The following is a 20,623-nucleotide window of genomic DNA, read 5'->3' as shown; positions in this document are numbered from 1 at the left end:
CGTCACCGGGCCGGGTTCGAGCCCGTTCGCCGGGGAGCCACCGCGGCCAGCGCGTCGACCAGCCCGTGCCCGTAGAAGCCGTTGAATCCCGCGTAACCGGTGCAGTACGCGTCCTGTGAGCCGTCACCGGTCAGGTCGTAGTCGGCGGGGCACGCGATCGGGGTGGCCTGGGCGTCCAGCGTCCGCCTCAGCTGACGGGCGCTGTAGCCGGGATGCTTCGAAGCGAGCAACGCCGCGACACCGGCGACGTGCGGCGCCGCCATCGACGTCCCGCACAGCGGCGCGTACCCGCCGGGAACGGTCGAAAGCACGCACTGCCCGGCCTCGCCACCCGGAGCGGTCACGTCGATCACGCCGAGCCCGTACGAGCTGTAGCCGGCCTTGACCCGCTCTTCGCTCACGGACGACACCGCGACGACGTCACGCAGACCGGCGGGCAGCGCGTGACAGCCTTCGGACTGGCGCCGGGCACCCGAGCGCGGTGACGGCACCAGCTCGGCGGCTTCGTTGGTCGCCGCCGCGATGTTGAGGGTGCCCGCCGACGTCGCGTACTCGACGGCGCGGGCCATGACCTCGTTCACCACGCCCCGCTCGTCGGCGTGGGCGCAGGAGAGCGACCACGGATCGACGAAGTAGCTGCTGTTCGTCACCGCCATGCCCTGTGAAACGGACCACATCAGCCCGCAGACGGCGGCTTCGGGGTCGGCGTACCCGCGATCGTCGATCACCTTCACCGAGGCGATCCGCACGCCGGGCGCCACCCCGGTGACCCCTTTGCCGTCGTCGTCGGCGGCGATGACCCCCGCGACGTGCGTGCCGTGCACCGACGTCGTAGCGGCCCAGTTCCGGTCGGGCGCGCCGGTCAGGCAGCCCGCGGACTTGCCCGGGTCGAGGGCTTTCGCCAGGTCGGGATGAGTGGGGTCGACGCCGGAGTCGAGGACGCCGACGACGACGTCCCGGCTGCCCGGCTCGATCGCGCGGGCCTTGTCGGCGCCGATCGCGCGCATGTCCCACTGCTCGCCGGTGCGGTCGGCGGAGGACACCTTCGCCGGATCCGTCGGCTGGAGCTCGGCGCGGGCGGGCGCGGACCTGGCCGGTGACGTGCCGTTCGCCCGCTGCACGGCCAGCCGTTCGGCCTGCGCGCTGAACGCGGCGGCGGGCCGGACCCGTTCGGCGAAGTCCCGGTCGGCCGAGGTCGCCACGGCCACGGCGATCTGCGGGTAGTAGACGGTCGTGCTGCCGCAGCCATCGGCGACGGCCGCCCTGGCCTCGGCCTCGGAAGTGCCCTTGTCGAAGGCGACGACGTAACGCAGGGCCCGTCCCTGGGGATGACACGAGGGCTCGGCCTCGGCCGTCGCGACAGCCGCGACCGAGCCGCAGAGCACCACCAAGGCGCATACGGCCGCTCGCAGGGACCGCCCCAGCAGGGACACCGGACCTCCCACCGGAGAACATCGGGCAACGAGGGCACCGCGGCCTGAGCTTCGGCACCCCCGAGCGGCACGCTAGCCACCCTCGGCCGGGTCGACAAGCTCTCCCGCGAAGTTCGCTCGGCCGGTGGCCGCGGCGCGCCCGGGAGCCAGGTCTGTGGCACCGAGTACACCGGAGTGGGGCCGGGGTGTGGGATACTCGCGGTGGCCGCTGGCCGACGGGCACACGTGAGAGGTGGCGCTCGCGGTCTCGTGGCCCGGTGGTGTGCTGCACATCCTCCACACGCGTCGCCGCTGTATGCGGCTCGACGACGTGGCGGGCGGCCCGATGTCGCGAACGTGGCCAGCGCTCCGCCGAGCAGACCTTCAGCCGTACGCGGCGCCCGGACAACCCCGGCGCCGTCGCGGTGCCGGGCAAGGATTCCCGCTGCTGGTGACCACCACGGCGGAACGAACAGAAAGGGGCCCCTGCGCGGCCGCGTCGAGCCGGTGTGAGCCAGCCGACGCGCCCGGGGGCGGAGGAGATATATGTCGAACGCGGACACACCCGCCGTCACCGGCGGGAATACCGCCACACCCATCGCAGGCCAGCTGGGCGAACTGCCTCCCCGTATCCGGGTGCACGCGCTGGCGAAGCTGCTGGGATCCAACAGCCGTGAACTGATGGCCAAGCTCGGTGAGCTCGGCGAGACCGTACGTAGCGCGCAGTCCAGCGTCACTCGCGACGTGGCCCTCAAGCTCGCCGAAGCCCTCGCCGGCGGCGACGAGCCCGAAACCGCCGAGGAGCCCGTCACCGAGACCCCCGCGGCTCCCGAGCCCGAAGCCAAGCCTGAGGTCAAGGCGGCGCCGGAGCCCGTCGAGCCGCAGGTGGAGGCCCCTTCGCGGCGTGTTCCGCCCGCGCTGGCCGCCCCCGTGACCCCGGAGCCGCCGGAGCGCACGACCAGGCCGTCGAAGGTCGCCGCGCATCTCCCGGTGTTCGCCGCGCCGTCGCCGGTGTTCCTGCCGCCGGAGCCCGTCGCGGCGAAGCCCGCCCGCAAGCCGGAGCCGGCCTTCACCCAGACCGACGAGACCGCCTCCGACGAGGACGAGACGCAGACCGAGCAGGCCGAAGGCCAGAGCACCGACGAGGACGGTGACGACGCCAACGGCCGTCGCCGCCGTCGTCGCGGGCGTCGTGGTCGCGGCCGGGGCAAGGGCGGCGACGAGAGCTCGGCCGAGTCCGAGAACGAAGACGAGCAGTCCGAAGAGCCGCGAGCCCCGCGTGGTCGCCAGCAGCGCGCGAAGGACAAGGACGCCGACACCGAAGAGGCCGGTGCCGAGAGCGCCGACGAAGCGGCCGCCGAGGCCGACTCGGACAACGACGGCGATTCGGACGGCGGCAGCAAGCGCCGCCGTCGGCGCCGTCGTCGCAAGGGCGGGGACGACGACAACGCCGAGGCCACCAGCGACGACCCGCCCAACACGGTCGTCCACGTGCGCCAGGCCAAGGCCGCCGAGACCGAGCGCCCCGCGCGGGACGAGGTCCGCAGCGTGCGCGGCTCGACCCGGCTCGAGGCCAAGCGCCAGCGCCGCCGGGACGGCCGCGAGGCGGGCCGCCGTCGTGCGCCGATCCTGTCCGAGGCCGAGTTCCTCGCCCGCCGCGAGTCGGTCGAGCGCACCATGGTCGTCGCCGAGAAGGGCGAGTCCACGCAGATCGGCGTGCTCGAGGACGGCGTCCTGTGCGAGCACTTCGTGACGTCGTCGGGCACCGGCTCGATCGTCGGCAACGTGTACCTCGGCCGTGTGCAGAACGTGCTGCCGTCGATGGAGGCCGCCTTCATCGACATCGGCCGCGGCCGCAACGCCGTGCTCTACGCCGGCGAGGTCGACTGGGACGCCGCCGGTCTCGAAGGCAAGGCCCGCAAGATCGAGCAGGCGCTCTCCACCGGCGACTCCGTGCTGGTCCAGGTCACCAAGGACCCGGTCGGGCACAAGGGCGCCCGGCTGACCACGCAGATCTCGCTGCCGGGCCGCTTCCTGGTCTACGTGCCCGCGGGCGGCGCCACCGGTATCTCCCGGAAGCTCCCGGAGAACGAGCGCCGCCGCCTGAAGGACATCCTCAAGCGCATCGTCCCCGAGGATGCCGGTGTGATCATCCGCACCGCGTCCGAGGGCATCAGCGAGGAGGAGCTGGACCGGGATGTCCGCCGCCTCAAGGCGCAGTGGGACGTCATCAAGGAGAAGGCCGAAGCCGGCAACGGCGGCAAGAAGAACAGTGCCCCGGTCATGCTCTACGAAGAGCCGGACCTGCTGGTCAAGGTCGTCCGCGACCTGTTCACCGAGGACTTCGCCAAACTGGAGATCCAGGGCGACAAGGCCTGGGACACCATCTACAACTACGTGCAGCACGTCGCGCCGGACCTGGCGGATCGCGTCAAGCGGTACACGGGCACCGGTTCGGCCTTCGCCGACCACCGGATCGACGAGCAGATCACCAAGGCGCTGGACCGCAAGGTCTGGCTGCCCTCGGGCGGCTACCTGGTCATCGACCGCACCGAAGCGATGACGGTCATCGACGTCAACACCGGCAAGTTCACCGGATCGGGTGGCAACCTCGAGGAGACGGTGACCAGGAACAACCTGGAGTCGGCGGAGGAGATCGTCCGCCAGCTCCGGCTCCGGGACATCGGCGGCATCATCGTCATCGACTTCATCGACATGGTGCTCGAATCCAACCGTGAGCTCGTGCTGCGGCGGCTGACCGAATGCCTCGGCCGCGACCGCACGCGCCACCAGGTCGCCGAGGTCACCTCGCTCGGTCTGGTGCAGATGACCCGCAAGAAGATCGGCACCGGGCTGCTCGAGGCGTTCTCGACGCCGTGCGAGCACTGCAAGGGCCGCGGCGTGGTCGTCTCGACCGAGCCGCAGCGCACCGGTGGTGGCGGCAACGGTCACAACCACGGCGGTGGCGGTGGCGGCGGCAAGGAGCAGGGCTCCCGCCGGTCCCGTGGCCGGGGCAAGGGCGAGGAGCAGGGCCAGAACGAGCCCGTCGCGGCCAAGACCGAGGCCCCGCAGCCGTCCGGCCAGCGCGAGTCGGTGGTTTCGGCGGTCCAGGCCGTGGCCAACGCCACGAAGGCGGCCAAGGGCGAGCACACGCACGAGGTCACCGAGAACGTCGAGGGCGCCGCGCTGAACGGTCACGCCCCGCAGGCGGCCGAGCAGTCCGCTGAGCCGGTTTCGGAGCCCGTGGCCGAAGCGACCGTCGAACAGGCGGCCGAGGCGGCCGCTGAGCCGGTTTCCGAGCCGGTCGCCGAGGCACCCGCGACGGAACTCGCCGGTGAACCGGTGACGACTCCGGACGACGAGGCTCCGGCCGTGCGCGAGGAAGAGATCGCCGTCGTCGCGGAATCGGGCCCGGCGCCCGAAGCGCCCGAGGTTCCGGTGACTCCTGAGGTTGTTGTGACGGAAGAGGTTTCCGAGCCCGAGGCTCCTCCGGCCCAGGAGGAGACCGAGCCCGGGGTGGACGTTCCGGCCCCGGCCGTGCGCTCCACCACCCGCCGTCGTCCGCGACGGGCGGCCTCGCGGCCGGCCGGTCCGCCGGTCAAGGCGTCGGAAAAGAGCTAGTGAACACCTAGGGGCACCCCGGTGTGATCGCACCGGGGAGCCCCACGTAACCTGTAGAACGGCCCGCCACCTAGAGCGGGCACCTTGCGCAGCATCTGGACCACCGAGACTTTCCTGGTGGGCCGATCACGCAAGCCCCCACCCGTTGTCGAGTAAGCAGGAGACTTCCGTGTCGGCGTACGCGATCGTCAAGACTGGCGGCAAGCAGTACAAGGTGGCCGTCGGCGACGTCGTCGAGGTCGAGAAGCTCGAAGGCGAGCCGGGTACCGAGCACACCTTCCCCGCAGTCCTTTTTGTGGACGGTGGCGACGTCACCGCGGACGCCGACGCGCTGGCGAAGGTCTCGGTCACCGGCAAGGTCGTCGAGCAGACCAAGGGTCCGAAGATCCGGATCCACAAGTTCAAGAACAAGACCGGCTACCACAAGCGCCAGGGTCACCGGCAGAAGCTGACCCGCGTCGAGGTCACCGGCATCTCCAAGTAGGACTTTCTCCGGATCTTCGTCAGAAAGAGGATTGAGCCATGGCTCACAAGAAGGGTGCGTCCAGCTCCCGCAACGGTCGCGATTCGAACGCGCAGCGGCTGGGCGTCAAGCGCTACGGCGGCCAGGAAGTCAACGCGGGCGAGATCCTGATCCGCCAGCGTGGCACCAAGTTCCACCCCGGCGTGAACGTCGGCCGTGGCGGCGACGACACGCTGTTCGCGCTGGCCGCCGGTGCGGTCCAGTTCGGCGAGAAGCGTGGCCGCAAGACGGTCAACATCGTGCCGACCGAAGCCTGAGTTTCGGCTTCGAGTTAGAACCTCTGACGAGGGGTGGGGCCGGAATATCCGGGCCCACCCCTCGTTTGTTTTATGTATCCCCTTTCTTTTCGCGAGTGAATAGAGGCAAGTCATGGCGTCCCGGTTCGTGGACCGAGCGGTGATCCATCTGGCCGCCGGTGACGGTGGGAACGGCTGCGCCTCGGTGCACCGCGAGAAGTTCAAGCCCCTCGGCGGCCCGGACGGCGGCAACGGTGGCAACGGCGGCGACGTGCTGCTGATCGTCGATCCGAACGTCCACACGCTGCTCGACTTCCACTTCCGCCCGCACGCCCGCGCCGGCAACGGCAAGCTGGGCCAGGGCGGCAACCGCGCCGGCGCGGCGGGGGAGACGCTGGAGATGCGTGTCCCGTCCGGCACCGTCGTGATGACCGAGGACGGCGAGATCCTGGCCGACCTGGTCGGGCCGGGCACCACCTTCGTCGCCGCCCAGGGCGGCCGTGGCGGCCTCGGCAACGCGGCGCTGGCCTCCAAGGCCCGCCGGGCGCCCGGGTTCGCGCTGCTGGGCGAGCCGGGCGAGACCCGCGACCTCGTCCTGGAGCTGCGTTCGGTCGCCGACGTCGGGCTGCTGGGCTTCCCGTCCGCGGGCAAGTCGTCGCTGATCTCGGTGCTGTCCGCGGCCAAGCCGAAGATCGCCGACTACCCGTTCACCACCCTGGTGCCGAACCTGGGCGTGATCACCGCCGGATCGACCGTGTTCACCATGGCCGACGTGCCGGGGCTGATCCCCGGCGCGAGCGAGGGCAAGGGCCTCGGCCTCGACTTCCTGCGCCATATCGAACGCTGCGCGGTGCTGGTGCACGTCGTCGACTGCGCCACCTTCGAGCCCGGTCGCGACCCGCTGTCCGACATCGACGCCCTCGAAGAAGAGCTGGCCCGCTACACCCCGAGCCTCGGCGGCGACCTCGCCGACCGGCCGCGTGTGGTGGTGCTGAACAAGATCGACATCCCGGACGCCGCCGAGCTCGCCGAGTTCGTGCGCCCGGAACTGGAAGCCCGCGGGCTTAGCGTGTTCGAGATCTCGACGGCGTCGCGGCAGGGTTTGAAGGAACTGACCTACGCGCTCGCCGCCGTCGTCGAGAAGTACCGCGCCGACCAGCCGGCCCCCGAGCCGGCGAAGGTCGTGCTCCGGCCGATGGCCGTCGACGACGCAGGCTTCACCGTCGAACTCGACCCGGAGGAGGAAGGCGCGTTCATCATCCGAGGCTCCCGCCCGGAGCGATGGATCCGGCAGACCAACTTCGGCAACGACGAAGCCGTGGGTTACCTCGCGGACCGGCTCAACCGGCTGGGTGTCGAGGAAGTACTGGCACGCAAGGGCGCCGTACCCGGCAGCCCCGTCACCATCGGCGACGTCCAGTTCGAATGGGAGCCGTCGACCCCGGCCGGGGTCGCGGTGCACCTGTCGGGCCGGGGCACGGATGTGCGGCTGGAGAACACCAGCCGCATCGGTGCCGCCGAGCGCAAGGAAGCCCGCCGGATCCGTCGTGACGGTCCGGACGGCGTCGAAGACGAAGACGAGATGGACGACGAGTGAGCTCAACCCGGGTGGCGATCGCCGACGCGAAGCGTGTGGTCGTCAAGGTCGGTTCCTCCGCACTGACCACCGCCGGCGACGGTCTCGACGTGGCCAGGCTGGACGCATTGGTGGACGCGATCGCCGACCGGGTCTCCCGCGGCACGCAGATCGTGCTGGTGTCCTCGGGCGCGATCGGCGCGGGACTCGCGCCGCTCGCCCTCGGCAAACGACCGCGTGACCTCGCCACCCAGCAGGCCGCGGCCAGCGTCGGACAGCTCGCGCTGGCGCATGCCTACGCCGAGTCGTTCGGCCGCTTTTCCCTGACCGTGGGCCAGGTTCTACTGACGTCGGACGACGTCGTGCGCCGTGCGCACTACCGGAACGCGCAGAACACGTTCACCCGGCTGCTGGCCCTCGGCGCCGTTCCCGTGGTCAACGAGAACGACACCGTGGCCACCGAAGAGATCCGCTTCGGCGACAACGACCGGCTGGCCGCGCTGGTGGCACACCTGATCGGCGCGGATGCGCTCGTCCTGTTGTCCGATGTGGACGGTCTTTACGACGGGGATCCCCGTGACGGCGCGACCCGCAAGATCGCCGAGGTCGCCGGGGAGTCCGATGTGGACGGAATCACCGTCGGCATGTCGAGCTCCGGGCTCGGCACCGGCGGCATGGTGTCGAAGCTCGCCGCCGCCCGCACCGCCGCCGGCGCCGGGATCCCGGTCCTGCTCGCCGCCGCTTCCGAGGCCGCACGTGCCTTGACCACCGCCGAGGTCGGCACGGCGTTCGCCGCCGCGGACTCCCGGCTGTCGGCCCGCCGGTTCTGGCTGGGCTACGCCGCGGGCGCGTCCGGGAAACTGCACCTCGACGACGGCGCGGTCGCGGCCGTCGTCCGCCGTCGCCGCTCACTGCTGGCCGCCGGGATCACCGGCGTCGACGGCGACTTCCAGGCCGGTGACGTCGTCGACCTGGTCGACCTCCGGCAGCGCACCGTGGCGCGCGGCGTCGTGGCCTTCGACGCGGGCGAACTGCCCGACCTCATCGGCCGCTCCAGCCACGACCTCCCCGCGGAACAGCGGCGCGAGGTCGTCCACGCCGACGATCTCGTTCCCCTGCGTCGCTAGGGCACCAGGCCCGGGGTCAGGGCGATTTCACGGACCTGGGCCTCGGTCAGGGGAGGCAGTTCACGCTGAGCCGGTGGATACGGCCGTGCGTCAGTGCCCGCTTCGGTGCTGTTGGTGGAAGTGATGACGACGATGGCCTGCTCGGTCCGGTAGGCGGCTTGGTAGGCGACGAAACCCGGGCTGTCGGGCTTTTTGATCGTCGTCTCCACGAGGGTTCCGCCGCGAACCAGGCTCGCCGAGCAAGTGGTCGGAGCCGGGACCTGCACTTTGCAGGCGGTCTCCGCCGAAAGCAGCGTGCCGTCGTTGGTCATCAGTTCCACGAAGACCGATCCCGTCCGGTCGCCCACGTCGGCCGACATGAGGTAGAGCGTTTTATCCGGCCCCGGATAGGTCTCCAGGTCGAGCGGGTCCGCCGGGGTGACGTAGGTGCGGATCGCCCGTTCGAGCAGGCAATCCAAGCGCGCCGTCACCGCGTCGCGGCTTTCGCCGGGCGACTTCTCGCCGCAAGGTGAGGTCGCGGTCGGCTCTTGCCGGTCGGGAAGCACGATGAGTGCCGTTCCCGCGGGGAATCCTGCCGCGGCCAACGCGACCGCCGCGATCACGGTCGTCAGACGGCGCCGCCTTGACCGGCGGCCCGCGGCGAGCACGTCGTCACCGTTGAGCCCGATCGGCGGCTCCGTTTCGGTCACATACTCCTTCAAGGCGGAGCGGACGTCCTGGTCTTCCATGACTACTCCTTGCTCGTCGGGGAGGCCAGGACGGCGCGCAGTGCCTCGACCCCGCGGGCGGTCTGGCTCTTGACGGTGCCTTCGGCGACACCGAGCAACGAAGCAACGTCGGCGACCGAGAGGTCTTCGAGGAAGCGAAGTACGACCATCGCGCGTTGGCGCGGCGTCAGGTCGCTGAGCACCCGCTCGAGATCGATCCGGTCGTGGCTGTCGTAGCCGGCCGGTGCGGCCCGGTCCGGCGGCGCCGAGGTCACCAGTTCCCCGCGGTGTTTGCGCTTTCCGCTCAGGAAGAGGTTGAGCAGGATCCGGCGCGCGTAGGCGTCGACGGTGTCCGGCCGGACGCGTCGCCAGCGCCGGTACAGCTGGACGAACGTGGCCTGCACCAGGTCCTCGGCGCCGTGCCAGTCACCGCACATGCCGAACGCCAGCCGCCGGAACCGCTGCACACGGGCCGCGAAGTACTCGCTGAAGTCGGTGTCTCTCGCTTGTCCCATCGGCCACCCCCTCTTCGTCTGCCCTCTCTAGTCCGGAGGAGCCCCGAAAGGTTCAAGCGACAGCGGGGGACCTTTGCTACCGCTTCCCCGGATCGGCGAGGTGGCCGACCAGGCGAGCCAGCTGTTCGCCGTAGGCCTCGGCGAACTCGGCCGACTGCGGGTCCTGGCCCGAGACGGCCCGGACGACGCGAGGCAGCGCCAGCGCGGCACTGGACGCGGCCATGAAGATCACCAGCAGGAACGCGGGGTCGAGGTCGGCGGGGAAGTCTCCCGCGGCCTGACGGGCTCGCACGTACTCCACCTGCTGCTGCAGGAATCCGCGCTGCCCTTCGACACCGATCGCGTCGGGGGCGCCGTCGGTCAGGTTCTCCCAGAGGAACAGCTTGGCGAGGTCGTGATCCCGGACTCCCGACTGGACGAAGAACCGGACGACCTCCGCGAACGGTTTCCCGTGGTCGGCCGCCGCGACGTAGTCGTCGTACATCGTCGCGGTCAGCGCGTTGTACAGCCCTTCCTTGCCGCCGAAGTAGTACGAGATCAGTTGCTTGTTCACGCCGGCTTTCGCGGCGATCTCACTCACGCGTGCCGCGGCGTAGCCCTTCGCGCCGAACTCGGCCTTCGCCGCCTCCAAGAGCTGGGCCTTCGTGCGCTCGGGATCGCGCTGGCGTTCGACGGGGGCGCGGCGAGGGCTGCGCGGGGCGGCTTCGGACATGCGGTTCAGCTTAGCCGCTGACTCTTTCAAACGTATGGTTGACTTTATCATCCTTATGGTTGATAGTTGTCGGCAGAGAGAGGAGAACACCATGACCACGAGAATCGCGATCATCGGCGGCGGCACGGGCGGTCTCTGCTTGGCGCAAGGGCTGCGCAAGGCGGGAATCGACGTATCCGTCCACGAGCGCAGCCGCACCCGGACCGAACGCCTGCAGGGCTATCGCGTGCACATCAACCCGCACGGCTCCGCCGCCCTGCACGAATGCCTGCCCTCCGATCTCTGGCAGCGGTTCCTGGACACCACCGGCACCACGAGCGGTCCGTTCACCTTCGTGACCGAGCGGCTGCGGGACCTGATGGTGATCGACACCGAGCTCACGTCGAGCCCCGATCCCGCGTCGGACCATCATTCGGTCAGCCGGATCAGCCTGCATCAGGTGCTGTCGGACGGGCTCGAAGGAGTTCTGCACCACGGCAAGGAGTTCGTCGGCTACCGCCGTGAAGGCGAGGCGGTCGTCTGCGAGTTCGCCGACGGCAGCACCGTCGAAGCAGACCTGGTCATCGGCGCCGACGGGGCCAATTCCCGGGTGCGCAAACAGTTTCTTCCCGAGGCCGAGCGGGTGGACACCGGGATCATCGCGATCGCGGGCAAACACCCGCTGACCGAAGAGACCCGCAAGCGTTTGCCCGCCCGGCTCACCGACGGTCCGAGCATGGTGATGCCGCGCACCGGGGCGGGCCTGTTCACCGCACCGCACGAGCTGGCCGGCGCCTCGTCGGTCAACGACGAGACGGCGGACTACGACCCAGTCCTGTTCGACAACACCTCGAGTTACGTCATGTGGGCGTTCGCGGCGGACGATCGGCGCTACCCGGGCAACCTGTCCTCATTGGACGGTGCTGCCCTGCGGGCCCTGGTGCTGGACCTGATCGACGGCTGGGATCCCGCGTTCAAGGAGCTGGTCGCCGGTTCCCCCGAGGAAGCGGTGTCCCGGCTGCCGATCTTCACCTCGAAGCCGGTAGGGCCATGGCCGACCAGCAATGTCACGTTGCTCGGCGACGCGATCCACAGCATGACCCCGTTCCGCGGCATCGGCGCGAACACCGCGCTCCGGGACGCGCAACTGTTGTGCCGCAACCTCGTCGAAGCCCGAAAGACCGGCGCGGTGCGCTCCGCGGTCGCCGACTACGAGCAGCGGATGCGTGACTACGGTTTCGCGGCGGTGCGCGACTCGGAACGCAGTGCCCGCCAGTTCGTCTCGGAGAACCGGGCGGGCCGCACGATGGCACGAGGGATGTTCCGCTTCTTCCAGGCGGTCCCTCCGCTGAAGCGCAAGGTCTTCAGCGACCACGGCGACTCATAGCCGGGCGGGTGTGGAGATGCCCAGCAGAGACAGGCCGAGCGTCAGCGTCTTCGAGGTGAGTTCGGCCAGCAGCAGTCGTGAGTCGCGGATGCCGGGGCCTTCCGCGTCCAGCACCGGGCACTGTTCGTAGAACCGCGAGAAGGCGACCGCGGTTTCGTACAGATAGGTGCACAGTTTGTGGGGGAGATGTCCGGCGGTCGCCGCGCCGACCGCCTCGGGGAAGCGGGCCAGCGCGAGTGCCAACGCGCGCTCCGCGGGGTGGCCGAGCAGGACCCGCGCGCCGGTGAGGTCCTGATCCGCTTTCGCCAGCACGGAACGGATCCGCGCGTTGGCGTATTGCAGATAGACCGACGTGTTCCCGCTTTTGGCGAGCATCCGGCCCCAGGAGAAGACGTAATCACGCTCGCGATCGCCGGAAAGGTCGGCGTACTTGATCGCGCCGATCCCGATCGCCTTGGCGACCTCTTCCCTGACTTCAGGGGAGAGGTCGGCCCGGTCGTCGATCACTTCGGCGGCGTGGGAGATCGCCTCGGTGAGCAGGTCGGAAAGACGGACCGACTCACCCGCCCGGGTCTTCATGGCACGGCCGTCCTCGCCGAGTACCGAGCCGAACCCGATGTGCTCGGCTCGATGCTCCTCGCGGAGCCAGCCGGCGGCCCGGCACACGGCGAAGACCATCGCGAAGTGCTGTGCTTGCGGCGCGCCGACGACGTAGAGCAGATCGGTGACCTCGCGTTGTTCCGTCCAGTACCGCAGGGTCGCGAGATCGGTGGCGGCGTAGCCGTAACCGCCGTCCCGCTTCCGCACGATGAGCGGCAGCGGATCGCCTTCCCGGTTGCGGAAACCGTCAGGAAAGACGCAGACCGCGCCGTCGCTGATCTCGGTCAGCCCGGCGGTGTCCAGATCGTCCACGACCGCGGCGAGAAACGGGTTGTAGAAGCTCTCGCCGTAGACGTCTTCACTGGTCAGGCCGATCCCGAGAAGTTCGTAGACCTGGGTGAAATGCCGTGTCGACTCGTCGACCAGGCGCCGCCACAGCGACAGCGTCTCTTCGTCGCCGCTTTGCAGGAGTACCACCCGCTCGCGTGAGCGGGTCGCGAAGCCGTCGTCGGTGTCGAACTTCGACCGCGCGGCCCGATAGAAGCCGTTGAGATCTCCGATCGCGTACGGGCCGGACGGGCGTTCGTCGAGCAGATGCTCGATCAGCATGCCGAACGGAGTACCCCAATCGCCGAGATGGTTGTGCGGGATGACCTCATGCCCGGCGAACCGCGACAGCCGGACGATCGCGTCGCCGATGACGGTCGGCCGGAGGTGCCCGACGTGCATTTCCTTCGCCACGTTCGGACTGCTGTAGTCGACGGCGATCCGCCGAGGCCGCGGCGTCACCGCGACACCCAGCCGGGGGTCGCCGTTGAGCGCGGTCGTCCGCTCCGCCAGCCAGGACGAGCGCAGCGTGAAGTTGAGGAAACCCGGCCCCGCGACCTCCGGCGGCTCGGCGATATCGGCGACGTCGAGCCGCGCCGCGATGTCGGCGGCGATCTCCCTCGGCGGTTTGCCGAGCCGTTTGCCCAGGCTCATCGCGAGATCGCACTGATAGTCGACGCCACTCTGCGCGGAGACCCGCACCAGCGCGGACGGAGGTTCGAAGTCGGTGACGTGGCGAAGGGCCGTCACCACGCGTCGCGCCAATTCCTCGCTTACATCGCCGAACAACACGGTGTCCCTCCTTCGCGCTCGTCGTAGGAGCGCGAGAGTAGCCACCTGCCACGTCGTCGGCGACGGAGTTTCAGCGCAGGTCGCTGCCCTTGGTCTCCGGCAGGGTCCGGATGACGAAGAACGCGATCACCGCTCCGGCGGCCACATACCAGAAGAACAACGTCGACAGCCCGGCGTCGGACAGTGCCGTGAGCACCAGGGGAGCGGTCCCGCCGAACAACGCGACGGTCAGGTTGTACCAGGCGCCGATACCCAAACCGCGCAGTTCGGTGGGGAACAGCTCGCTCATGATCGCGGGCGCGATCGACGTCATCGCCGTGTACAGGCAGAGCCCGACGCAGAACACGACCAGCAGCCCAGGTAGTCCCGGCCGGACCAAAGTGGACAGCGGGACGATGAGGATCGCGGTCGCCGCCGCCCAGACGAGCAGCTGTGGCTTGCGGCCGAAGCGATCCGACAGGGCACCCATCGGATATTGAAGCGCGACGAACAACGCCGTCGCGATCGACAACGCGAGGAACACGTCGACGTCGTCGGCCTTGCGGGTCTTGACCGCGAACGAGGTCAGGGCGCTGAAGAACGTGTAGTAGCAAAGGGTCGACAGCATCGAGAAACCCACGAGCTGCACGACGGCGCGCGGGTGCTCGCGAAGGGTGGTGCGCAGCGGCCGCTCGACCCGGCGCGCCGTCGACTTCTTCTCCTCGAAGATCTCGGTCTCGGCGAGACTGCGCCGCAACCACAGGCCGATGATGCCGAGAACGCCGCCGAGCAGGAACGGGATCCGCCAGCCGTACGCCGTCAGATCAGCCTTGGACATCGTCCGTGCCAGTACGAACCCGAGGATCGAGGCGATCAGGACGGCGGAACCGGTCGAGATGTAGAAGAAGGCGGAGTACCGCCCGCGGCGGGCGGGTGGCGCGATTTCACCGAGGTACGCCGAAGCGTTGGAGACCTCGCCGCCGAGCGACAGTCCTTGCGCCACCCTCGCCAGCAGCAACAGGATCGGGGCCAGCCAGCCGACCTGGTCGAAGGTCGGCAGGAGGCCGATGGCCACCGAACCGCCGGCCATCAGCACGATGGTCAGGATCATCGCGGGCTTCCGGCCTTTGATGTCGGCGAAGCGCCCGAGCAACATCCCGCCGAGCGGCCGGAAGAAGAACGCCAGCGCGTACGTGGCGAAGGTGTTGATCAACGCCAGGGCTTCGTTCCCCTTCGGGAAGAACTCGCTGGCGAAGTAGATGCTGAAGGTCGCGTAGATGGTCCAGTCGAACCATTCCAGCGCGTTCCCGACACTGGCGGCGAACAACTTCTTCACCGGCAGCCGATGCCTCAGTCGTTCCGTCGTTGCGTCCGCCATCGGTACCTCCGTACTCGCGCGTGGACGGAACCATGCCAGAAAGTTCCCGTGCGGGAAAGAACCTGTCGAATGTCGGGATCGGGATCCTCGGTTACGAGGTGCTCGCGAGCGCGAACGGCAGTACGGCGCGAGCTCCGGCCTGGCGGAGCAAGCGCGCGGACAGCGTCATCGTCCATCCGGTGTCGATCAGGTCGTCGACCAGCAGGATCGGGCCCTCGGCCGAGGCGACTTCGGCGGCGAGCCCGTCGGAAAGGCTGAGGCGATTCCACAGGTCGGCCAGCCGCTGCGCGCTGTTCGCCTGACGCGGGGGCGGCCCCGCCGACGTCATGGCGCCCAGGTAGCTCAGCCGTCCGATGGACGCCAGCTTCGTCGCCAGGCTGTGGACCAGCTGGGGACGGGTGGCGGATGGCACCTCCACCACCGCGACCGGACGCTCCGACCACTGCCAGCCTTTGAGTACCTCGATGCAGGCTTGGAAGACCGGATCGGGGAGTTCGGTGTCCGCCGCGGACGGGCCGACGAGTTCTCGCAGCCGTGTGCCCCAGCCGACGTCGGTCACCCGCCCGACGACCTGACCGGTTTCGGCCTGCTCGCCCGCCGGCAGCCGTCCGGAGAGCGGGACCTCCAGTCCGGCCATCCCGGTCGGCCACATCTTCCGCGGCGCGACCTCGACCCCCGGACGGCGCAGCCGCTGCCGGGTGGCGTCGACGACGTCGTCGGAAATCGTGGTGTCCCAATGCTTTCCTGTGCAGTTGTCGCACCGTCCGCAGGGTGTCGCCTCGGGATCGTCCAGCTGCTTTCGCAGGTACTCCATCCGGCAGCCGGTGGTTTCGAGGTAGGCCAGCATGGCGTTCTGTTCGTTGGTCCGCGCCGCGCTCACCCGCGCGTAGCGTTCCTTGTCGTATTGCCACTCCTCGCCGGTGCCTTCCCAGCCGCCCTTCACCCGGCGGACGGCGCCGTCGACGTCCAGCACCTTGAGGACCATCTCCAACCTGGACCGTGACAGCTCGACGAACGGTTCGAGCGCGGGTGTCGACAGTGGACGGTCCGCGTACGCCAGCGCGTTGAGCACCTGGGTCACCCGCAGTTCGTCCGGGAACGCGAGCGAGCCGAAGTACGCCCAGATGTCCTTGTCCTCGTGGCCCGGCAACAGGATCACTTCGGCTCGATCGACGCCACGCCCGGCACGGCCGACCTGCTGGTAATACGCGATAGGGGAGGACGGAGCCCCGAGATGGACGACGAAGCCCAGATCCGGCTTGTCGAACCCCATGCCCAGCGCCGAAGTGGCCACGAGGGCCTTGACGTTGTTGTTCAACAGATCGTCTTCGGCCGCCTGGCGGTCCGCGGGGTCGGTCTTCCCGGTGTAGGCGGCGACCGGATAGCCGCGTTCGGTCAGCAGGCCCGCCACGTCGTGGGCGGCGGCGACGGTGAGCGTGTAGATGATCCCGGAGCCCGGCAGCTCCTCCAGATGCTCGGCCAGCCAGGCGAGCCGGGCCTGTGACGTCGGCAGCTTGGCCACCGAGAGGTGCAGGCTTTCGCGATCCAGGCTGCCCCGCAGGACGAGGGTGTCGCCCCCGTTGCCGATGCCGAGCTGTTCGGCGACATCGGTCGCCACACGGTCGTTCGCGGTCGCGGTGGTGGCGAGCACCGGGACGCCGTCGGGCAGGTCCTTCAGCAGTGTCCGCAGCCGCCGGTAGTCCGGCCGGAAGTCGTGACCCCAGTCCGAGATGCAGTGCGCCTCGTCGACCACGAGCAGACCGGCGCTCGCGGTCAGCTTCGGCAGGACGGTGTCCCGGAAGTCCGGGTTGTTGAGCCGTTCCGGGCTGACGAGGAGGACATCGACCTCGCCGGCCGCGATCGCGGCCTGGACCTGATCCCACTCCTGCGGGTTCGCGGAGTTCATCGTCGCGGCGTGGATGCCCGCCCTCGCCGCCGCGGAGATCTGGTTGCGCATCAGCGCGAGCAGCGGCGAGATGATCACGGTCGGGCCGTTGCCCCGCTCCCGCAGCAACGCGGTGGCCAGGAAGTAGACCGCGGACTTCCCCCAGCCGGTGCGCTGAACCACGAGCGCGCGGCGGCGGTGCGCGACCAAGGCCTCGATGGCCGTCCACTGGTCGTCACGCAGCCGGGCGCCCTCGCCCGCCAACGACTGGAGGAGGGTTTCGGCGCGGTCCCGGAGAGTCGATGTGTCCACGTCCCCACCTCTACCCCATGCCACCGACGAAGTCGCGATCGGCATGTCGTGAACGGACCGTTCATCCATGGAACCGACTGTAATGTGATCCAGATCACGCCTGGTCGGTGGGTCCGGCGACCCGAGCGTGCGGCCTCGCGCGCTGTATAGGCTCACGACCCATGTCACCACGCAGGATCGGGGTCATGGGCGGCACGTTCGACCCCATTCACCACGGGCACCTCGTCGCGGCCAGTGAGGTCCAGTCGCGGTTCGCGCTCGACGAGGTCATCTTCGTGCCCACCGGTCAGCCGTGGCAGAAGTCCGACAGGGTGGTCACCCGCGCCGAGGACCGCTATCTGATGACGGTGATCGCGACGGCGTCCAACCCCGTCTTCTCGGTCAGCCGCGTCGACATCGACCGCGTCGGGCAGACCTACACCGTCGACACCCTGCGCGACCTGCGCGCGGAGTATCCGGACGACCAGCTGTTCTTCATCACCGGCGCGGACGCGCTCGAACAGATCCTCACCTGGCGCAACGCCGACGAGCTGTTCGACCTCGCGCATTTCATCGGCGTCACCAGGCCGGGGTACCGCCTCAACTCGCAGCATCTGCCGAGCGGGAAGGTGAGCCTCGTCGAGGTGACCGCGATGGCGATCTCGTCCACCGCTTGCCGCGAGCGAGTCGAAGGCGGGGAACCCGTCTGGTACCTCGTCCCCGACGGTGTGGTGCGCTACATCGCCAAAAAGGACCTCTATCGCAAAGACCGGGGTTCCCCACCGGGTACCCTCGTCGGGCGCACCCGCGAGTAAAGCCATCTGTTTGAGGAGAACTGTGACAGCCACGTCCGAGGCACGAGAGCTGGCCGTAGCGGCCGCCCATGCGGCGGCGGACAAGAAGGCGAGCGACGTGGTCGTGCTGGACGTGTCCGACCAGCTGGTCATCACCGACGCCTTCGTCATCGCGTCCGCGCCCAACGAGCGCCAGGTCGGCGCCATCGTCGACAACGTCGAGGAGCAGCTGCGGCTCGGCGGGCACAAGCCCGTCCGCCGTGAAGGCGCCCGCGAGGGCCGTTGGGTCCTGCTGGACTACGTCGACGTCGTCGTCCACGTCCAGCACCAGGAGGAACGCTCCTTCTACGGTCTCGAGCGGCTCTGGAAGGACTGCCCGCGGATCGAGGTCGCCGGTCTGGAGACACCCGCCGAGGAGGACCCCGCCGACGCGCAAGGCGCCTCGTGAGCCCGCGGCGGCTGGTGCTCTGGCGCCACGGTGAGACCGATTACAACGCGGCGGGCCGGATGCAGGGGCATCTGGACTCCGCGCTGACCCAGATCGGCTGGAACCAGGCCAGGTTCGCCGTGCCCGCGCTCGCCCGGTTTTCGCCGGATCTGGTGATCGCCTCGGATCTGCGCCGCGCGACCGACACGGCCACGGTGCTCACCGAGGCCATCGGCGTCCCGCTGCGCATCGACAAGCGCCTTCGGGAAACCCATCTGGGTGAATGGCAGGGCTTCACCGGCCAGCAGGTCGACGAGGCGTACCCCGGCGAACGCGCCCGCTGGCGCGTCGACGCGACCTGGGCGCCGCCGGGCGGCGAGTCGCGGGTCGACGTCGCCGAACGCGCGATGGAGGTCGTCGCGGACCTCGACCACCCCAATTCCGGCGCCGGCGACGCCGTGCTGCTGGCGACGCACGGCGGTCTGATCATCGCGCTGACCGCCAAACTGCTCGGCCTGCCCGTCACGTCCTGGCCCACGCTGGGCGGGATCGCGAACTGTCACTGGGTCGAACTGACCCGGCGTGACGGCAACTGGCGGCTGGCCGCCTACAACGCGGGCATCACCGGCTGATCCATGGCCCCGCGCCTGCTGGTGTTCGGCGATTCCCTCAGTTTCCACGGCCCGGACGGTCCGCACGCCGCCGACGACGCGCGCCTGTGGCCGAATGTCGCCGCCGAGGCGCTCGGTGGTGGTGGGGTGGATCTCGTCGCCGGATTCGGCTGGACCGCCCGTGACGCCTGGTGGTCGTTGATCGGCGACCCACGCGTCTGGGCGGATCTCCATCGCGTCGACGCCGTCGTGCTGGCCGTCGGGAGCATGGACACGCTGCCCTCGCCGCTGCCCACCTACCTGCGCACCGGCCTGCGGTACCTGCGACCCGACCCGCTGCGGCGAGTGGCGCGCAAGGCCTACCTCGCCGCCCAGCCGCGGCTCGCGATCGCTCTTCGAGGACGTCCGGTGGTCCTGCCGTCGAAGCTCACGGTCCAGTACCTCGACACCGCCGTCGGAGCCCTGCGGGTGCTGCGACCGGACATGCCGATCTTCGGCATCCTGCCGTCCGTCCACCGGTCCGACGCCTACGGCCGGGTGCACACCGCCCGCGCCGGTGCCGCCGCCGCCATCGCCGAGTGGGGTCGTCGTGCGGACGTCCCGCTGCTGGATCTCGGGGCCGTCGTCGGCGACCACGTGCTCAGCGGACGGGGCAATCCGGACGGGATGCACTGGGGGTGGGAAGGACATGCCGCCGTCGGCGCGGAAATGGCCCGCCTGATGGCCCCGGTGCTTCGCCCCGCGGCAACGTAGGCTGGCTGCCGTGTCGGTCGCCGTAGTCACGGATTCCACCGCCCACCTGCCGGAAGGCTTCGCCGAACGGAACGGGATCCGGGTGGTCCCGTTGCATGTCCTCGTGGACGGCGTCGTGTTCCTCGACGGCGTCGAGATGGGGCCCGCGGCCCTGGCCGAGGCGCTCGGCAAACGCAGCCTGGTGACGACCTCCCGGCCGACGCCCGCCGAGTTCGTCAAGGAGTTCCGGGCGGCGCTGGCCGAGGGCGCGGACGCCGTCGTGTCGGTCCATCTGTCCCGGGAGCTGTCGGGGACCTGGGAGGCGGCGGTGCTGGCTGCCCAGGAGGTCGGACCGGACAAGGTGCGCGTGGTCGATTCGCGCAGCACCGCGATGGGACTCGGGTTCGCCGCCCTGCGCGCGGCGGGCGCCGCCGCGAGCGGAGCGGAACCGGCCGAGGTGGAGGCGGCCGCGGTCGACGCGGTGAGCCGCTCGGAGACCCTGTTCGCCGTCGAGACCCTCGAATACCTGCGCCGCGGCGGGCGGATCGGGCCGGCGGCCGCCCTGCTCGGTACCGCCCTCGCGGTGAAACCGGTGCTCCACATGTCCGAAGGCCGGATCCAGCCCTTGGAGAAGGTGCGGACGATGAATCGCGCGGTGGCGCGGCTGGTCGAACTCGCCGTGAAGGCGGCCGAGGGCGGGCTCGCCGACATCGCCGTCCACCACCTGGCTTCGCCCGAGCGCGCCGTCGAACTGGCCAACCGGCTCGAGGAATCCATCGACTGCCCGGAGGGGTGCGTGGTCTCGGAGATCGGCGCTGTCATCGGGGCCCACACCGGACCAGGGGTGCTCGGCGTCGTGATCCAGCGAGCAGGTTAGGGAAACCCGTCAGCGTCCCATACGGCCCTGACGGAAAAGGGTGATCCGGTCTCGGCCGCGGCCGAGTTGTCCACAACACCCCACTTGTCCACAGCTTCCGGATTCACCACTGCCGCCCGCCATCCCCGCTCCGTA

General features: G+C 69.7%; 18 protein-coding genes. 11 read left to right on the top strand and 7 right to left on the bottom strand.

Going from position 1 to position 20,623, the window contains the following annotated elements; translation table 11 throughout:
- Positions 1–2 precede the first annotated feature (2 nt).
- Complete coding sequence (locus tag ACIBTM_RS37190; protein WP_395881852.1) at positions 3–1,433, bottom strand: S8 family peptidase; 1,431 nt, start codon at positions 1,431–1,433, stop codon at positions 3–5.
- Between the two features lie 525 nt (positions 1,434–1,958).
- Between ACIBTM_RS37190 and ACIBTM_RS37185 the strand changes: the two genes are divergently transcribed.
- From ACIBTM_RS37185 to proB, 5 genes are all read left to right on the top strand, one after another.
- Complete coding sequence (locus ACIBTM_RS37185) at positions 1,959–5,033, top strand: translation initiation factor IF-2 N-terminal domain-containing protein (RefSeq protein ID WP_395881851.1); 3,075 nt, start codon at positions 1,959–1,961, stop codon at positions 5,031–5,033.
- A 169-nt stretch (positions 5,034–5,202) separates the two neighbouring features.
- Entirely contained in the window at positions 5,203–5,517 is a 315-nt protein-coding gene (gene rplU / locus ACIBTM_RS37180; protein WP_395881850.1) for a 50S ribosomal protein L21, read from the top strand.
- A gap of 38 nt (positions 5,518–5,555) precedes the next feature.
- The gene (rpmA, locus tag ACIBTM_RS37175) at positions 5,556–5,813 is read left to right on the top strand and encodes a 50S ribosomal protein L27 (protein WP_007034782.1); all 258 of its coding nucleotides are present in this window, start codon (positions 5,556–5,558) and stop codon (positions 5,811–5,813) included.
- A gap of 112 nt (positions 5,814–5,925) precedes the next feature.
- The gene (obgE, locus tag ACIBTM_RS37170) at positions 5,926–7,389 is read left to right on the top strand and encodes a GTPase ObgE (RefSeq protein ID WP_395881849.1); all 1,464 of its coding nucleotides are present in this window, start codon (positions 5,926–5,928) and stop codon (positions 7,387–7,389) included.
- Positions 7,386–8,495 carry a glutamate 5-kinase gene (gene proB / locus ACIBTM_RS37165; protein ID WP_395881848.1) on the top strand — a complete coding sequence of 370 codons (1,110 nt, stop codon included), beginning with the start codon at positions 7,386–7,388 and terminating at the stop codon, positions 8,493–8,495. Before obgE ends, proB begins: the two co-directional genes overlap by 4 nt.
- Here the strand turns inward: proB and ACIBTM_RS37160 are convergent.
- From ACIBTM_RS37160 to ACIBTM_RS37150, 3 genes are all read right to left on the bottom strand, one after another.
- The gene (locus ACIBTM_RS37160) at positions 8,492–9,223 is read right to left on the bottom strand and encodes a hypothetical protein (protein WP_395881847.1); all 732 of its coding nucleotides are present in this window, start codon (positions 9,221–9,223) and stop codon (positions 8,492–8,494) included. The two genes, proB and ACIBTM_RS37160, sit on opposite strands and share 4 nt — an antisense overlap.
- Positions 9,224–9,225: 2 nt before the next feature.
- Positions 9,226–9,717: a SigE family RNA polymerase sigma factor gene (locus tag ACIBTM_RS37155; protein ID WP_395881846.1), complete on the bottom strand. Its 492-nt coding sequence runs from the start codon at positions 9,715–9,717 to the stop codon at positions 9,226–9,228.
- A 76-nt stretch (positions 9,718–9,793) separates the two neighbouring features.
- The gene (locus tag ACIBTM_RS37150; protein ID WP_395881845.1) at positions 9,794–10,429 is read right to left on the bottom strand and encodes a TetR/AcrR family transcriptional regulator; all 636 of its coding nucleotides are present in this window, start codon (positions 10,427–10,429) and stop codon (positions 9,794–9,796) included.
- Between the two features lie 91 nt (positions 10,430–10,520).
- On the opposite strand from ACIBTM_RS37150, the gene ACIBTM_RS37145 reads away from it, so the two are divergent.
- Positions 10,521–11,795: an FAD-dependent oxidoreductase gene (locus tag ACIBTM_RS37145; RefSeq protein ID WP_395881844.1), complete on the top strand. Its 1,275-nt coding sequence runs from the start codon at positions 10,521–10,523 to the stop codon at positions 11,793–11,795.
- Here ACIBTM_RS37145 and argS read toward each other — a convergent pair.
- The 3 genes from argS to ACIBTM_RS37130 form a co-directional block, all read right to left on the bottom strand.
- Positions 11,790–13,514: an arginine--tRNA ligase gene (argS, locus tag ACIBTM_RS37140; protein ID WP_395881843.1), complete on the bottom strand. Its 1,725-nt coding sequence runs from the start codon at positions 13,512–13,514 to the stop codon at positions 11,790–11,792. The two genes, ACIBTM_RS37145 and argS, sit on opposite strands and share 6 nt — an antisense overlap.
- A 70-nt stretch (positions 13,515–13,584) precedes the next feature.
- The gene (locus ACIBTM_RS37135; RefSeq protein ID WP_038517199.1) at positions 13,585–14,871 is read right to left on the bottom strand and encodes an MFS transporter; all 1,287 of its coding nucleotides are present in this window, start codon (positions 14,869–14,871) and stop codon (positions 13,585–13,587) included.
- A 91-nt stretch (positions 14,872–14,962) separates the two neighbouring features.
- Positions 14,963–17,068, bottom strand: coding sequence for a RecQ family ATP-dependent DNA helicase (locus tag ACIBTM_RS37130; protein WP_395881842.1), 2,106 nt, complete (start codon positions 17,066–17,068; stop codon positions 14,963–14,965).
- Positions 17,069–17,229: 161 nt separating this feature from the next.
- Here ACIBTM_RS37130 and nadD point away from each other — a divergent pair, with 161 nt between their 5' ends.
- Genes nadD through ACIBTM_RS37105 form a run of 5 tightly spaced genes read left to right on the top strand, consistent with a single transcriptional unit; the run spans position 17,230 to position 20,488 of the window.
- A complete protein-coding gene (gene nadD, locus ACIBTM_RS37125; protein WP_073846459.1) occupies positions 17,230–17,862 on the top strand; it encodes a nicotinate-nucleotide adenylyltransferase in 633 nt (210 codons plus the stop codon).
- Between the two features lie 22 nt (positions 17,863–17,884).
- Complete coding sequence (rsfS, locus tag ACIBTM_RS37120) at positions 17,885–18,289, top strand: ribosome silencing factor (protein ID WP_395881841.1); 405 nt, start codon at positions 17,885–17,887, stop codon at positions 18,287–18,289.
- Positions 18,286–18,900, top strand: coding sequence for a histidine phosphatase family protein (locus ACIBTM_RS37115; protein ID WP_395881840.1), 615 nt, complete (start codon positions 18,286–18,288; stop codon positions 18,898–18,900). The genes rsfS and ACIBTM_RS37115 overlap by 4 nt, the downstream gene beginning before the upstream one ends.
- A gap of 3 nt (positions 18,901–18,903) precedes the next feature.
- Positions 18,904–19,632, top strand: a complete 729-nt coding sequence (gene octT, locus ACIBTM_RS37110) for a diglucosylglycerate octanoyltransferase (protein ID WP_395881839.1) — start codon at positions 18,904–18,906, stop codon at positions 19,630–19,632.
- Positions 19,633–19,642: 10 nt separating this feature from the next.
- The gene (locus ACIBTM_RS37105) at positions 19,643–20,488 is read left to right on the top strand and encodes a DegV family protein (protein WP_395881838.1); all 846 of its coding nucleotides are present in this window, start codon (positions 19,643–19,645) and stop codon (positions 20,486–20,488) included.
- Positions 20,489–20,623: the final 135 nt, after the last annotated feature.

Source organism: Amycolatopsis sp. NPDC049868 (assembly GCF_044461365.1).
In the GTDB taxonomy this organism is placed as follows: domain Bacteria; phylum Actinomycetota; class Actinomycetes; order Mycobacteriales; family Pseudonocardiaceae; genus Amycolatopsis.
Note: the sequence above shows the minus strand (reverse complement) of the source record. Positions and strands in the feature narration are given on the sequence as shown.